Annotated in this window: 13 protein-coding genes; 9 read left to right on the top strand and 4 right to left on the bottom strand. The window is 72.4% G+C overall.

Going from position 1 to position 12,983, the window contains the following annotated elements:
- On the top strand, positions 1–1,028 hold a 1,028-nt coding region (gene sucB / locus ACWBNA_RS30610), incomplete at its 5' end, for a 2-oxoglutarate dehydrogenase, E2 component, dihydrolipoamide succinyltransferase (RefSeq protein ID WP_482707755.1).
- Between the two features lie 61 nt (positions 1,029–1,089).
- Here the strand turns inward: sucB and ACWBNA_RS30605 are convergent.
- The gene (locus tag ACWBNA_RS30605; protein WP_482707754.1) at positions 1,090–1,680 is read right to left on the bottom strand and encodes a hypothetical protein; all 591 of its coding nucleotides are present in this window, start codon (positions 1,678–1,680) and stop codon (positions 1,090–1,092) included.
- A gap of 178 nt (positions 1,681–1,858) precedes the next feature.
- On the opposite strand from ACWBNA_RS30605, the gene ACWBNA_RS30600 reads away from it, so the two are divergent.
- The 4 genes from ACWBNA_RS30600 (at position 1,859) to ACWBNA_RS30585 (ending at position 7,129) form a co-directional block, all read left to right on the top strand.
- Positions 1,859–2,482 (top strand): GntR family transcriptional regulator, encoded by a 624-nt coding sequence (locus ACWBNA_RS30600; protein WP_383867224.1) that lies wholly within the window; start codon positions 1,859–1,861, stop codon positions 2,480–2,482.
- Positions 2,483–2,789: 307 nt separating this feature from the next.
- The gene (gene aceE, locus ACWBNA_RS30595; protein WP_482707753.1) at positions 2,790–5,492 is read left to right on the top strand and encodes a pyruvate dehydrogenase (acetyl-transferring), homodimeric type; all 2,703 of its coding nucleotides are present in this window, start codon (positions 2,790–2,792) and stop codon (positions 5,490–5,492) included.
- A gap of 84 nt (positions 5,493–5,576) precedes the next feature.
- On the top strand, positions 5,577–6,554 hold the full coding sequence (locus tag ACWBNA_RS30590) for a helix-turn-helix transcriptional regulator (RefSeq protein ID WP_482707752.1): 978 nt from the start codon (positions 5,577–5,579) through the stop codon (positions 6,552–6,554).
- A gap of 56 nt (positions 6,555–6,610) precedes the next feature.
- Positions 6,611–7,129 carry a DUF4240 domain-containing protein gene (locus ACWBNA_RS30585; protein ID WP_482707761.1) on the top strand — a complete coding sequence of 173 codons (519 nt, stop codon included), beginning with the start codon at positions 6,611–6,613 and terminating at the stop codon, positions 7,127–7,129.
- Positions 7,130–7,132: 3 nt separating this feature from the next.
- Here ACWBNA_RS30585 and ACWBNA_RS30580 read toward each other — a convergent pair whose 3' ends face one another.
- Positions 7,133–7,378 carry a hypothetical protein gene (locus ACWBNA_RS30580; RefSeq protein WP_482707751.1) on the bottom strand — a complete coding sequence of 82 codons (246 nt, stop codon included), beginning with the start codon at positions 7,376–7,378 and terminating at the stop codon, positions 7,133–7,135.
- A 97-nt stretch (positions 7,379–7,475) separates the two neighbouring features.
- Positions 7,476–8,213, bottom strand: a complete 738-nt coding sequence (locus ACWBNA_RS30575; protein WP_482707760.1) for a peptidoglycan recognition protein family protein — start codon at positions 8,211–8,213, stop codon at positions 7,476–7,478.
- A gap of 254 nt (positions 8,214–8,467) precedes the next feature.
- On the opposite strand from ACWBNA_RS30575, the gene ACWBNA_RS30570 reads away from it, so the two are divergent.
- Positions 8,468–9,652 carry a MarP family serine protease gene (locus tag ACWBNA_RS30570; protein ID WP_482707750.1) on the top strand — a complete coding sequence of 395 codons (1,185 nt, stop codon included), beginning with the start codon at positions 8,468–8,470 and terminating at the stop codon, positions 9,650–9,652.
- 106 nt (positions 9,653–9,758) lie between these two features.
- The gene (locus ACWBNA_RS30565; protein ID WP_482707749.1) at positions 9,759–9,968 is read left to right on the top strand and encodes a hypothetical protein; all 210 of its coding nucleotides are present in this window, start codon (positions 9,759–9,761) and stop codon (positions 9,966–9,968) included.
- On the opposite strand, the gene ACWBNA_RS30560 is transcribed toward ACWBNA_RS30565, so the two are convergent.
- Positions 9,949–10,437, bottom strand: coding sequence for a GNAT family N-acetyltransferase (locus ACWBNA_RS30560; protein WP_482707748.1), 489 nt, complete (start codon positions 10,435–10,437; stop codon positions 9,949–9,951). The two genes, ACWBNA_RS30565 and ACWBNA_RS30560, sit on opposite strands and share 20 nt — an antisense overlap.
- Positions 10,438–10,510: 73 nt before the next feature.
- Between ACWBNA_RS30560 and ACWBNA_RS30555 the strand changes: the two genes are divergently transcribed.
- Positions 10,511–11,407, top strand: a complete 897-nt coding sequence (locus ACWBNA_RS30555) for a TIGR01777 family oxidoreductase (RefSeq protein ID WP_482707747.1) — start codon at positions 10,511–10,513, stop codon at positions 11,405–11,407.
- Between the two features lie 158 nt (positions 11,408–11,565).
- On the top strand, positions 11,566–12,939 hold the full coding sequence (locus tag ACWBNA_RS30550; RefSeq protein ID WP_482707746.1) for an NAD(P)/FAD-dependent oxidoreductase: 1,374 nt from the start codon (positions 11,566–11,568) through the stop codon (positions 12,937–12,939).
- Positions 12,940–12,983 lie beyond the last annotated feature (44 nt).

The raw sequence follows: 12,983 nt of genomic DNA, 5'->3' as shown, positions 1-12,983 counted from the left end.
CCGCTGCCCCGGCTCCGGCCGCTCCGGCTCCCGCGCCGGCCGCTCCGGCTCCGGCTCCGGCCGCGCAGGCTCCCGCCGCCCCCTCCGGTGACGACGGCGCCTACGTGACGCCGCTGGTGCGCAAGCTCGCCGCCGAGAACGGCGTCGACCTGGCCACCGTCAAGGGCACCGGCGTGGGCGGTCGTATCCGCAAGCAGGACGTCACCGCCGCCGCCGAGGCCGCGAAGGCCGCCGCCGCTGCTCCGGCTCCGGCCGCCGCCGCCCCGGCCGCCGCCGCGAAGAAGGCCCCCGTCCTGGAGGCCTCCCCGCTGCGTGGCCAGACCGTCAAGATGCCGCGCATCCGCAAGGTCATCGGCGACAACATGGTCAAGGCCCTGCACGAGCAGGCCCAGCTGTCCTCGGTCGTCGAGGTCGACGTCACCCGTCTGATGAAGCTGCGCGGCCGGGCCAAGGACGCGTTCGCGGCCCGTGAGGGCGTCAAGCTCTCCCCGATGCCGTTCTTCGTCAAGGCGGCGGCCCAGGCGCTGAAGGCGCACGCGCCGATCAACGCCAAGATCAACGAGGCCGAGGGCACGATCACCTACTTCGACACCGAGAGCATCGGTATCGCGGTGGACTCCGAGAAGGGCCTGATGACCCCGGTCATCAAGCACGCCGGTGACCTCAACATCGCCGGCATCGCCAAGGCCACCGCGGAGCTCGCGGGCAAGGTGCGCGCCAACAAGATCACCCCGGACGAGCTGTCCGGTGCGACCTTCACCATCAGCAACACCGGTTCGCGCGGCGCGCTCTTCGACACGATCATCGTGCCGCCGGGCCAGGTCGCGATCCTCGGTATCGGTGCCACGGTCAAGCGTCCGGCCGTCATCGAGACGGAGGAGGGCACGGTCATCGGTATCCGTGACATGACGTACCTGACCCTGTCCTACGACCACCGTCTGGTGGACGGCGCCGACGCGGCCCGTTACCTGACCGCGGTCAAGGCGATCCTGGAGGCGGGCGAGTTCGAGGTCGAGCTCGGCCTGTAGTCCGGCTTCCCGCTTGTACGGTGCCCCCGTCCGGAGCTTTCCGGGCGGGGGCACCGGCGTCTCACCGAGGTGTCGCCTTCTCGCCCACGAGGAAGCCCCACTCGGCGACGACGAGGATCATCGACCGGGCCGCCGGCACGTCGGCCGTCGTGGACGAGGTGCAGCGGTGCCGGCTGTACGGATGCTCCGACCTGCCCGGCTGGTTCGCGTCCCGGGACATCTCGCAGAGCATGCGCGCGTACGTCCCCTGCGCGTGCCAGGCGCCGATGGCGCCGCCCGGCAGGGTGTACAGCCTGCCGGGCGGGTTCTCGACCGCGCCGTACACCCAGCGGTCGGTACCGGTGACGCGCGGGCCCCAGCCGACGTGGCCGAACCTGTGCGCTCCGTCCGGCTTGACGAGGACGCAGGCGCCGCCGCGGCCGCCGCCCCGGGCCGCACCCGCCATGCCCGTGATCTCTTCCCTGGCCGGGCCGGCCGGTTCCCTCTCCGCGTGGGTGGGCATCTGCCGGCAGCCCGTCCCGCCCAGGAGCGCGCCGATCACGGCCGCCGCGGCCGTCCAGTACAGCGGTCCCCGTCGTCCCCCGATGTCCATGCCGTCCCCCGTCGTGCCGAGGGGTGCCCCGGTCGGGAACCCCTCTGCCGACCGCGACACCGAACGAGGCTCCGGGGTTCCGTGTCTTGACAGAAGTCGTCGAGCTGAGAGCGTGTAAGCCTCGTCTCACCTGCGCGAAAGCGCCCCCGTGCGCCCCTCCCCGAAGGGCCTGCGGCCTTATTGTCTAAACGTCAAACGCCCCCGGGGCCGATGGGCGGCCCCTCCCTAAGGAGCCCTCATGACCGCGCCCGTCGTCCACTCGCTGCGCGAGCAGATCCGCGAGCACATCGTGGAGGGGATCGTCAGCGGGCGCTGGAAGCCGGGCGAGCGGATCGTGGAGCGCCGTATCGCCACCGAGCTGGAGGTCAGTCAGACCCCGGTGCGGGAGGCGCTGCGCGAGCTGGAGTCGCTGCGACTGATCGAGTCGGCGCCGAACAAGGGCGTGCGGGTGCGGAACCTGACCGCGGCGGACCTGGAGGAGAGCTACCCGGTCCGGGCCGGCCTGGAGGCGATCGCGGCGGAGCTGGCGGCGGCGCGGCTGGCGGAGGACTGCTCGGCCCTGGAGCCGCATGTCGCCGCGCTGTACGAGGCGGACCGGGACGCGGACGGGACGGGGCAGGTACGGCACACGGTGGGCTTCCACCGGGAGCTGGTCCGGGCCGCCGGGAACTCGGTGCTGCTGCACACCTGGGAGGGGCTCGGCATCGAGGTCTTCACCGCCCTGTCGATCCGCTGGCTGGGCACGGTGCAGCAGTCGTACGCCGAGGAGCACGAGGAACTGGTGGCCGCGTTCCGCCGCCGCGATCCCCGTATCGCCGACATCGTGAAGGCCCATGTGCTGGGGTGCGCGCCGCGGGCGTGAGAAGCGCGGGCTTGCTGAGCAACGACCCCCGGGAGCCCGAAACACCGGAGCAGGTCCCCGCTCAAACGCCGCCCGACCTGCGAAAATCCCCGCCAAGGGCGACACCGGGTGCCGCTGCCAGAGGCACCGCGTGCCTATTTTCTCGTGATCAAGAGGTTTTGCCTCTCAACCCTTTGATCGATCATCGATCAGGGAGTTAGAGTCGCCGACGGGCTTCCACCGAGGCCCCACGCCCTGTCCTGCCAAAGACAAAGGGCACCCCTGAAACCCTCATTGGGAACCCCCTTCGACTGAGGAAGGCGGCGACATGACCGACCCCAACGCCATCCAGCCGAGCGCGCTCGACCAGCTCCCGGACCGGGACCCGGAGGAGACCGCCGAATGGCAGGCCTCACTGGACGCGGTCGCCAAGGCGGCCGGGCCGCACCGCGCGGCGTACCTGATGCGTCGCACGCTGGAGCGGGCCGAGGGCACCGGCATCGCGCTGCCCAAGCTCCTCGAGACCGACTACGTCAACACCATCCCGACCGCCGCCGAGCCGTCCGCGCCCGGTGACGAGGCGATGGAAGCCCGGATCACCGCCTGGAACCGCTGGAACGCGGCGGCGATGGTCAGCCGGGGCAGCAAGTACGGCGTCGGCGGCCACATCGCCACCTTCGCCTCCGCGGCCTGGCTGTACGAGACGGGCTTCAACCACTTCTTCAAGGGCAAGGAGGCCGACGGTTCGGGCGACCAGCTCTACATCCAGGGCCACGCCTCCCCCGGTATCTACGCCCGCGCCTTCCTCGACGGCCGGCTCAACGAGGACCACCTCGACAACTTCCGCCGCGAGTCCGCGGGCGGCGGTCTGCCGTCGTATCCGCACCCCCGCCGCCTGCCCTGGCTGTGGGAGTTCCCGACGGTGTCGATGGGCCTCGGCCCGCTGTCGGCGATCTACCAGGCGCGCTTCAACCGCTATCTGACCAACCGCGGCATCAAGGACGTCTCCTCGTCCCACGTCTGGGCCTTCCTGGGCGACGGCGAGATGGACGAGCCGGAGTCGACGGCCGCCCTCGGGCTGGCCTCCCGCGAGGGTCTGGACAACCTGACCTTCGTCATCAACTGCAACCTGCAGCGCCTCGACGGCCCGGTCCGCGCGAACTTCAAGATCGTGCAGGAGCTGGAGGCCCAGTTCAGAGGGGCCGGCTGGAACGTCATCAAGACCCTGTGGGGCTCCGCCTGGGACGAGCTGTTCCAGCTCGACACCACGGGCGCGCTGGTACGCCGCCTGCGTCAGGTACCCGACGCCCAGGTGCAGACGTACCAGACGCGCGGCGCCGCCTACATCCGCGAGGACTTCTTCGGCAAGGACCCGGCGCTCGTCGAGATGGCGAAGCTGCTGAGCGACGACAAGATCCTCGAGTGTTTCCACCTCTCCCGCGGTGGCCACGAGGCGCGCAAGGTGTACGCGGCCTACAAGGCGGCCGTGGAGTTCGAGGGCGCCCCGACGGTCATCCTGGCCCAGACGGTCAAGGGCCACACCCTCGGCGAGGGTTTCGCGTCGAAGAACGCCAACCACCAGATGAAGAAGCTCTCGGTGGACGAGTTCAAGACGATGCGCGACCTGCTGGAGCTGCCGATCTCGGACAGCCAGTTCGTCGACGGGGTCGTGCCCTACGGCCACCCCGGCGCCGACTCCCCCGAGGTCCGCTACCTCCAGGAGCGCCGCGCGGCCCTTGGCGGCCCGGCCCCGGCCCGCCGTACGCAGCCGCTGGCCCCCCTGCCGGCCCCGGCGGAGAAGACGTTCGCCTCCTTCGACAAGGGTTCCGGCACGCAGAACGTGGCCACCACCATGGCCTTCGTCCGGCTCATCAAGGACCTGGTCCGCGACAAGGAGTCCGGCAAGCGCTGGGTGCCGATCGTCCCCGACGAGGCGCGCACCTTCGGCATGGAGAGCCTGTTCCCCTCCCTGGGCATCTACTCGCCCAAGGGCCAGACGTACGAGCCGGTCGACCGCGACCAGCTGATGTACTACAAGGAGGCCGAGAACGGCCAGATCCTCAACGAGGGGATCACCGAGGCCGGTTCGATGGCCGACTTCATCGCCGCGTCCACCGCGTACTCCACGCACGGCGAAGCGATGATCCCGTTCTACATCTTCTACTCGATGTTCGGCTGGCAGCGCACGGCCGACCAGATGTGGCAGCTCGGCGACCAGCTCGGCCGAGGCTTCCTCGTCGGCGCCACGGCCGGCCGTACGACCCTGACGGGCGAGGGCCTCCAGCACGCCGACGGCCACTCGCCGGTCATCGCGGCGACCAACCCCGCAGCGCTGACGTACGACCCGGCGTTCGCGTACGAGGTCGCGGCGATCGTCAAGGACGGTCTGCGCCGGATGTACGGCGAGGCGGCCCCCGGTGAGGACCCGAACGTCTTCTACTACCTCACCGTCTACAACGAGCCGCTGCCGCAGCCCGCGAAGCCGTCGGGCCTCGGCGTCGACGAGGGCATCGTCAAGGGCCTGTACCGGTTCAGCACGGCGGAGTCGGCGGGGCTGTCCCCGGTGGCCAACGCGCCGCGCATCCAGCTCCTGGGCTCCGGCACGGCGATCCACTGGGCGATCAAGGCGCAGAAGCTGCTCGCCGAGGAGTGGGGTGTGGCCGCCGACGTGTGGTCCGCGACCTCCTGGACCGAGCTGCGCCGGGACGCGCTGGAGGCCGACGCGGCCCTCCTGGAGGGCGAGGAGCGGGTGCCGTACCTCCGTCAGGCGCTGAACGGCGCCGAGGGCCCGGTGCTCGCGGTCTCCGACTACATGCGCCAGGTCCCCGACCAGATCGCGCAGTGGGTCGAGCAGGACTACTCCTCGCTGGGCGCCGACGGCTTCGGCCTCTCGGACACCCGTGAGGCGGCCCGCCGCCACTTCGGTGTCGACGCCGAGTCGATCGTCGTCGCGGCCCTGGCCCAGCTCGCGAAGCGGGGCGAGGTCAAGGCGACCTCGGTGAAGGAAGCACGGGAGAAGTACGGTCTGTAGGACCTGAGGTCCGAGGACGGCGATGAAGGGGTACGGCCGCTGCCGTGCCCCTTCGTTGTCGGTGGGGCCCGGCATCATGGCCGTATGCGCGCTGCCCGTCTGATCAAAATGGTGCTGCTGCTCCAGTCCCGGCCGTCGATGACCGCCGCCGAGCTGGCGCGGGAGCTGGAGGTGTCCGAGCGGACCGTCACGCGGGACGCGCAGGCGCTGTCGGAGGCGGGGGTGCCGGTGTACGCGGACCGGGGGCGGGCCGGCGGCTACCGCCTGATCGGCGGGTACCGCACGCGGCTGACCGGGCTGGCCCGCGGGGAGGCCGAGGCGCTGTTCCTGTCGGGGGTGCCGGGGGCGCTGCGGGAGATGGGCCTGGAGGACGCGGCGTCGGCGGCGCGGCTGAAGGTGTCGGCGGCCCTGCTGCCGTCCCTGAGCGACGCCTCTCGTACGGCGGCGCAGCGGTTCCATCTGGACGCGCCGAGCTGGTTCAAGGAGCCGAAGACGCCTGAGCTGCTGCCCGCCGTCGCGGACGCGGTGTGGGACGACCGGCGGATCATCGCGCGCTACCGGAGCCGGGAGGCCGAGGTGGAGCGCGATCTGGAGCCGTACGGGCTCGTGCTGAAGGCGGGCGTCTGGTACCTGTGCGCGCGGGTGGCGGGCGGTCACGGGTCGTACCGGGTGTACCGGATCGACCGGTTCACCGAGGTGACGGCCGGAGAGGAGCGGTTCGCGCGGGACGAGGAGTTCGATCTGCCGGGTTTCTGGGACGAACGGGCGGAGCAGTTCGCGCGTTCGCTGCTGCGGGCGGAAGTGGTGGTGCGGCTGTCCGGGGACGGGGTGCGCAGACTGCCGCACGCCGTTGATCCCCTGTCGGCCCGGGAGGCGCTGGCAGCGGCCGGCGCCGAGGACGGCGACGGGTGGGTGACGGTGACCCTGCCGGTGGAGTCCGAGGAGGTCGCGCACACGCAGCTCGCGGTGCTCGGGCCGGAGGTGGAGGTGCTGGCGCCGGAGGGTTTGCGGGCGCGTTTCGTCAAGGACGCGACCAGACTGGCGGAGCTGTACGGGACATAACAATCCGCCGCACTCCACGTGCGCCCCACCCTTCCAGGGCCGATGCTGGACCCGTGATGGACGAGACGGAGTTCTGGGAGCTGGTGGACGCCACCCGCGAGGCCGCCGAGGGCGACCCCGAGGAGCAGGCGGACCTGCTCGTGGACCGGCTTCTGCGGCTGGACCCGGACATGGTCCTCGACTTCGCCCGTCACTTCGAGGCCCGCTACAACCGCGCGTACAGCTGGGACCTGTGGGGCGCCGCCTGGGTTCTGCTGGACGGCGCGAGCGACGACGCCTTCGACTTCTTCCGGTGCTGGCTGATCGGCCAGGGCCGCGAGGTGTACGAGGGCGCGGTGCACGACCCCGACTCGCTCGCCGACCTCCTGGACGACTTCGACGAGGAGATGGACGGCGACGGTGAGGAACTCGGCTACGCGGCGGACGAGGCGTACGAGCAGCTCACCGGTACCGTCGCCCCCGACCTGGGCATCGCGCCCGCCCCCTCGGAGCCACAGGGCAGGCCGCTCGACTTCGAGGACGAGTCGGTGCTGGCCGGGCGGTATCCGAAGCTGTGGGAGCGGTTCCGGGGCTGAGGCCTAGGCGGCCGTGCGGCGGCGGGTCGGGTCCGTCGGGAGGTAGGCGTGCGTCCGGTCCGCCGTCACGGCGTGGTGCAGGGGCGCCGCGTTGGCCTGTTCGAGGGCGGACGCGGTGCCGGCGGCGGGGCCCAGGACGACGGCCGCGACCGCGCAGGCGACCGCCCAGGGGCCGCGGGCGGTCCTGGCCCGGCCGTCCGCCTGCTGCGTGGTCTTGTCGGCGTCGGCGTCGATGTGACGGCTGTTCATGATCCCCACCTCCGGTCAGTGCGTGTCCCTGACGCTATGGCGGCCGCCTCTGGGGGATCCGTGAGCCGGCTGGGAGAAACCTGTGAGCCGCGCACGGTCACGTCCTGCCCTGCAGGCGGGCGGCCAGGTCCCTGATCTCCGGGAGGCGGGCGCTCAGGGCCGCGCCCGGGCAGCTCGTCCGGTAGCCGTCCTTGTGGCCGGCCAGGACGGGGAGGGTCGCGGGGGTGCCGTCGGCGTAGCGGCTGAGGCCGTTGCTGGAGACCAGGCGGACCTTCCCGCGGGGGTCGATGCCGGCGAGTCCCAGCTTCCAGGCGGCGAGGTGGGCGATCGCGTCGGTCATCACCTTCGGGACCGGCACTCCGGCGGTGAAGGTGCCGAGGGCGGCGATGCCCGTGGTGCGGTGGTTGAAGCCCTGGGTGTGGGCGCCGGTGACGGGGCGGTCGGTACCGCCCGCACGGCCCTCGTAGATGGTGCCGCAGCGGTCGACGAGGAAGTTGTAGCCGATGTCGTCCCAGTCGCGGGCGTCGGTCATGCCCTGGGCGAGGTAGCGGATGATGCGGGGTGCCTCGGCGCAGTCGTAGGCGTTGGGCGAGTCGGTGTGGTGGACGAACACCGCCACGACCTTGTCGTCGTAGCGCGGCGGCGGCCGGGTGCGGTCGCTGTCCCGCGCCGCCCAGACCGACCTCGGCACGATGTGCGGTCGGGTCACGGTGTGGGCCACCGCGGGGCGGCCCTCGACCGAGCGGGCGTCGTCTGACCCGATGCCGTCGATTCCGTGCGCGCACAGCACCAGTGCCACGAAGGCCGCGACGCCGGGCAGACAGCCGAGCAGCACGAGCGCGGTCTTCGGTATGCGCACCGCGCGTGATCTCCGGGAGCCCGTCAATCTTCGGACACGCATGCTTCCCACTGTCCGACGGATCCGGTCCGCCCGCGATGTGTGCTGTGCCACCCGGTGGAACCATCGTCCTGTTCCGCGACGTTTTCCGGGGTACACGCACGCGTGGCGGGTTCCGGACGCCACGCGCGCGTGGCTGATCACTGGGCGCATCCCGTGCGTACTAAGGGGTCCTGGAGAAAGGCGGCTCAGTGGACCTGCTCGACATCCTGTTGTTGCTGGTGATCCTCGCCTACGCGGCATCCGGCTACCGGCGCGGACTGGTCGCCGGCTGCGTCTCGCTCGCCGGCTTCGTGGGCGGTGCGGCCATCGGCGTGTGGGTGCTGCCGTGGGTGATGGACCTGGCCACGCCGGGCACGACCGCGGCGACGGTGACCGCGGTGCTGACGGTCCTCGTTCCGGCGGTGGTGGGGCACGAGCTGGCGGGGCGGCTGGCTCTGCGGCTGCGCCGGGAGCTGGACCGGGGGCCGCTGAGGGTGGCCGACGGGGTCGGCGGGGCCGCGGCCAACTCGGTGGCCGTGCTGCTCGTGGCCTGGGTGGCCGCGAGCGTGCTCGGCGCGTCCTCGTCGCCGCTGGTCACGACCGCGATCCGGGACTCGACCCTGCTCGGTGCCGTGCAGAACACCATGCCGGACGCGACCCCCGGCTGGTTCTCGCGGGCCACCTCCGCGCTCACCGAGGCGGGCTTCCCGCAGGTCTTCAACCCGTTCGAGAACGAGTCGACGGCCGAGGTGGCCAAGCCCACCGGCGACAGCGTCACCGCCAGCGCCACCAGCGCGGCCAAGCTCAGCACGGTCAAGATCGAGGGCGTCTCGGGCACCCAGGGCCGCGAGGGCAGCGGGTTCGTGTACGCGCGCGAGCATGTGATGACCAACGCCCACGTGGTGGCCGGCATCGACGAGCCGACCGTGCGGATCGGCGGGGTCGGACGGTCGTACGAGGCCCGGGTGGTGCTCTTCGACCCGGACAAGGACGTGGCCGTGCTGTATGTGCCCGATCTGAACGCCCCCGTCCTGCGCTTCGACGACAGCGCGACGCGCGGCGACTCGGCGGTGGTCGCGGGCTATCCGCAGGACGGCGACCTGAATTTGCAGGCGGCCACCGTCGCGAACCGGGTGGAGGCGAACGGGCAGAACATCTACAACGACGCGACCGTCACCCGCGAGATCTACTCGATCCGCTCCACCGTCCGCCCGGGCAACTCCGGCGGCCCCCTCCTCACCACCGACGGCAAGGTCTACGGCGTCGTCTTCGCCCGCTCCACCTCGGACGCCGAGACGGGATACGTCCTGACGTCGGACGAGGTCGCTCCCGACGCCGAGCGGGCGGCGGACGCGACGGCGGCGGTGGACACGGGCGAGCTGGTGACCTCGTGAGCGGACCCACGGGGTAGGTCCGCTCCCCCGGCAGGCGGACCGCTCGCGCCGCCCTCGTACGGCTCAATCCGCTGTGCCCGAGCGGTCCCGGGCGTACCTCTGAGCCATGTCACGCGCTCTCGTCACCCTCGTCACCCTCGTCGGGGCCTTGCTCGCCCTCACCGCCGCGGCTCCGCCGCCGGACTCCGGCGGCAAGGGCTGGGTGCTCGCCGGTTTCGCCACGGCGGCGGCGGTGGCGGGGGTGCCGCTGTATCTCGTGGCGCGCAGGCGCCGCATGACCGCCTCGGCGGACCAGGTCAGAGACTGCGGCCCATGAGCACGTCGTCGACGTACCGGCCGTCCAGGAAGAACTCCTCGGGCAGCACGCCCTCCACGACGAAGCCCTCGGACGCGTAGAGCTCGCGGGCCGGCGTGTTGTGGCCGAGCACCCGCAGGGTGATCCGGCGCGCCCCCTGCCGCCGGGCCTCGTCCTGCGCGGCGCGCAGCAGCGCCCTGCCGACTCCCGCACCGCGCGCCTCCTCGGCGACGGCGAGACCCTGGATCTGACGGACGTGGGCGTTGCAGGCGAGCGAGGTCGGATAGGCCAGCCGGACGTAGCCGACGATCCTGCCGCCGAGCTCGGCGACCAGATGGTCAAGCGGGCCGAACCGCTCGTTGAAGAAGGGCTCGTACGGCGGCTGTGGGCGGGGCTGGACGGAGTGCAGCGGGGACCAGGAGTCGCGGTCGAGACGGCCCAGCGCCTCCTCGTCGTCGGGGCTGGCGTGACGTATGTACGGAACCGGCATGCCGGTCACCCTACGACGGTGTTCGCGGGGCCCCCTCGGGGTCTGTCGCGGCCACTGAGCAAGGATGGTGCTCATGGAACGTTCGCGAATCGCGGTGGCCGGCGCGTCCGGTCTCATCGGCGGGGCCCTGGCACGGTCCCTGACGGCCGACGGACACGAGGTGGTGCGTCTGGTGCGCCGGCCGCCCAGAGCGCGGGACGAGGTGCGCTGGGACCCCGAGCGGAAGTACGTCGACGCGGCCGGGCTCGACGGATGCGACGCCGTGGTCAACCTGGCCGGGGCGAACGTGGGGTCGCGCCGCTGGACGGACGCCTACAAGGAGCGGATCCGCTCCAGCCGGGTGCTGGGCACGGCGGCCCTCGCCGAGGCCGTCGCCTCCCTGGACCGGCCGCCGCGGGTCTTCGTCAACGGCAGCGCGATGGGCATCTACGGCGAGACCGGCGACCGGCCCGTCGACGAGGACGCCCCGCCCGGGAAGGGCTTCCTGCCCGAACTGTGCGTGGAGTGGGAAGGGGCAGCGGCGCCGGCCCAGGAGGCGGGCGTACGGACGGTGTTCACCCGCACGGGCCTGGTGGTGTCCCGCGAGGGCGGGGCGTGGGGGCGGCTGTTCCCGCTGTTCCTGGCGGGGCTCGGCGGGCGGATGGGCGACGGGCGGCAGTACTGGTCGTTCGTCTCGCTGCACGACGAGGTGGCCGCGATCCGCCATCTCATCGACACCGAGGGTCTGTCGGGGCCGTTCAACGTGACCGCCCCGCATCCGCTGACGAACCGTGAGATCACCGCCGCGATGGGACGCGTGCTGGGCCGGCCCACGCTGTTCGCGGTGCCCGCACCGGTGCTGCGGGCCGCGCTCGGCGAGATGGCCGGGGACGTGCTGGGCAGTCAGCGGGTGTTGCCGATGCGGCTGTTGGAGTCGGGGTTCACCTTCGCGTTCCCGGAGATCGAGGAGGCGATCCGGGCGGCGAGGTGACGTCTGTGATCGCATGCGACCGTCGTGCGACCGTGCCCTGTCGATGCGCGACTGTCCCTGATCGGTCACGGGCCTACCCTCGACCCGAACTCGGGTATTCCCGGAGGCAGTTGGGGGCATGACGTCTCCACCGGCCGCGCAACCTCGAGGAGGGGCACGTGCTTGAGCCCGCGTACCAGGCGGACGTCGTGATCGTGGGAGCCGGTGTCGCCGGGCTGTCCGCGGCGCATCGGCTGACCAGCGCAGGAGTGACGACGGCGGTGCTGGAGGCCGCCCCGGGTGTGGGCGGCCGGATGACGACCGAGAAGGTCGACGGCTTCCGGCTCGACCGCATCGGACAGCTGCTGTCCACGGCGTATCCCGAACTACGGCTGACACCGGGGCTGGACGGGCTCGTGCTGCGGCCCTTCGCACCGGGCGTCCTGCTGCACAGCGACGGCCGCCATCACCGCGCCACCCCGCCCCAGAACGCGGGGGGCGCACGGGGCGCACTCCATGCGGTGCGCGCCCTGGCAAGCGCCCCCGCCAAGGGGCGTACGGCCCCCCGGCCGACCTCGGTGCCGAAGGCCGGGGCGACCGTCCCGCTCGGCACCGCCGTCGACCAGGCGCGGCTCGGTGCCGCGCTGTCCCGGATCGCGAACACCCCCGTCGACCGGCTGCTGGCCCGCCCCGAACTCCCCGCCGGGCAGGCCCTCGCCGCCCGCGGAGTACCGGCCCGCACGATCGACGGCTTCCTGCGTCCGCTGCTCGCCGCCCTGCTGTGCGACCCGGAGCTGACCACGTCGAGCCGGTGCGCGGACCTCGCGCTGCGGGCGTTCGCGGGCGGGCGGCTGTGTGTGCCGGAGGGCGGCGCCGAGGTACTGCCCGAGTTGCTCGCGCAGACGCTGCCGCCGGGCACCGTACACACCGGCGTCCGGGTCACCTCGATCTCCACGACCTCGGTGACGACCGCCGAGCACGGTGAGATCCGCTGCCGGGCCGTGCTCGTCGCGACCGACGCCCGGGCCGCCGCCGAGCTCCTGCCGGGGCTGCGGGTACCGGACTTCCACCCGGTGACGGTGGTCCACCACACGACGGACGAGCCGCCGACGACGGGCGCGTCCCTGCTGCTCGACGCGGACCGGGGCGGCCCGGTCGCGCACACGGCGGTGGTCAGCCGCGTCGACCCGGCCCGCGCACCCGCGGGTCGCACCCTCGTCTCCTCGACGGTCCTCGGCCCACCGCCGTCCGACCTGGAGACCGCCGTCCGCATGCAGCTGTCCCGCCTCTACGGCACCTCCACCCGCCGCTGGGAGACCCTCGCCGTCCACCACACCGCCGAGGCGGTCCCGGCGATGCGCCCGCCACACGATCTGCGCCGCCCGGTACGGCTGCTGGCGGGCCTGTATGTGTGCGGCGACCACCGGGACACGAGCACGGTGCAGGGGGCGCTGCACTCGGCCCACCGTGCCGCGTCGGCGCTGCTGGCGGACCTGGGCGCGACCGGGTCGATGCACCGGGCGGAGCCGATGTCCACACCGCGGGCCGCCTGAAACGCCCTAGGGGCGCGGGAACCGCGCGACCGGCCACGACGCGG

The organism is Streptomyces sp. Q2 (genome assembly GCF_056820935.1).
Note: the sequence above shows the minus strand (reverse complement) of the source record. Positions and strands in the feature narration are given on the sequence as shown.

Excerpts from the sequence above, each read along its gene's own strand:
- ACWBNA_RS30590 (WP_482707752.1), top strand. The coding sequence starts at position 5,577 with ATGCGCGCTGCCCGTCTGATCAAAATGGTGCTGCTGCTCCAGTCCCGG.
- ACWBNA_RS30555 (WP_482707747.1), top strand. The coding sequence starts at position 10,511 with ATGGAACGTTCGCGAATCGCGGTGGCCGGCGCGTCCGGTCTCATCGGC.
- ACWBNA_RS30580 (WP_482707751.1), bottom strand. The coding sequence starts at position 7,378 with ATGAACAGCCGTCACATCGACGCCGACGCCGACAAGACCACGCAGCAG.
- ACWBNA_RS30565 (WP_482707749.1), top strand. The coding sequence starts at position 9,759 with ATGTCACGCGCTCTCGTCACCCTCGTCACCCTCGTCGGGGCCTTGCTC.
- ACWBNA_RS30585 (WP_482707761.1), top strand. The coding sequence starts at position 6,611 with ATGGACGAGACGGAGTTCTGGGAGCTGGTGGACGCCACCCGCGAGGCC.
- ACWBNA_RS30560 (WP_482707748.1), bottom strand. The coding sequence starts at position 10,437 with ATGCCGGTTCCGTACATACGTCACGCCAGCCCCGACGACGAGGAGGCG.
- aceE (WP_482707753.1), top strand. The coding sequence starts at position 2,790 with ATGACCGACCCCAACGCCATCCAGCCGAGCGCGCTCGACCAGCTCCCG.
- ACWBNA_RS30600 (WP_383867224.1), top strand. The coding sequence starts at position 1,859 with ATGACCGCGCCCGTCGTCCACTCGCTGCGCGAGCAGATCCGCGAGCAC.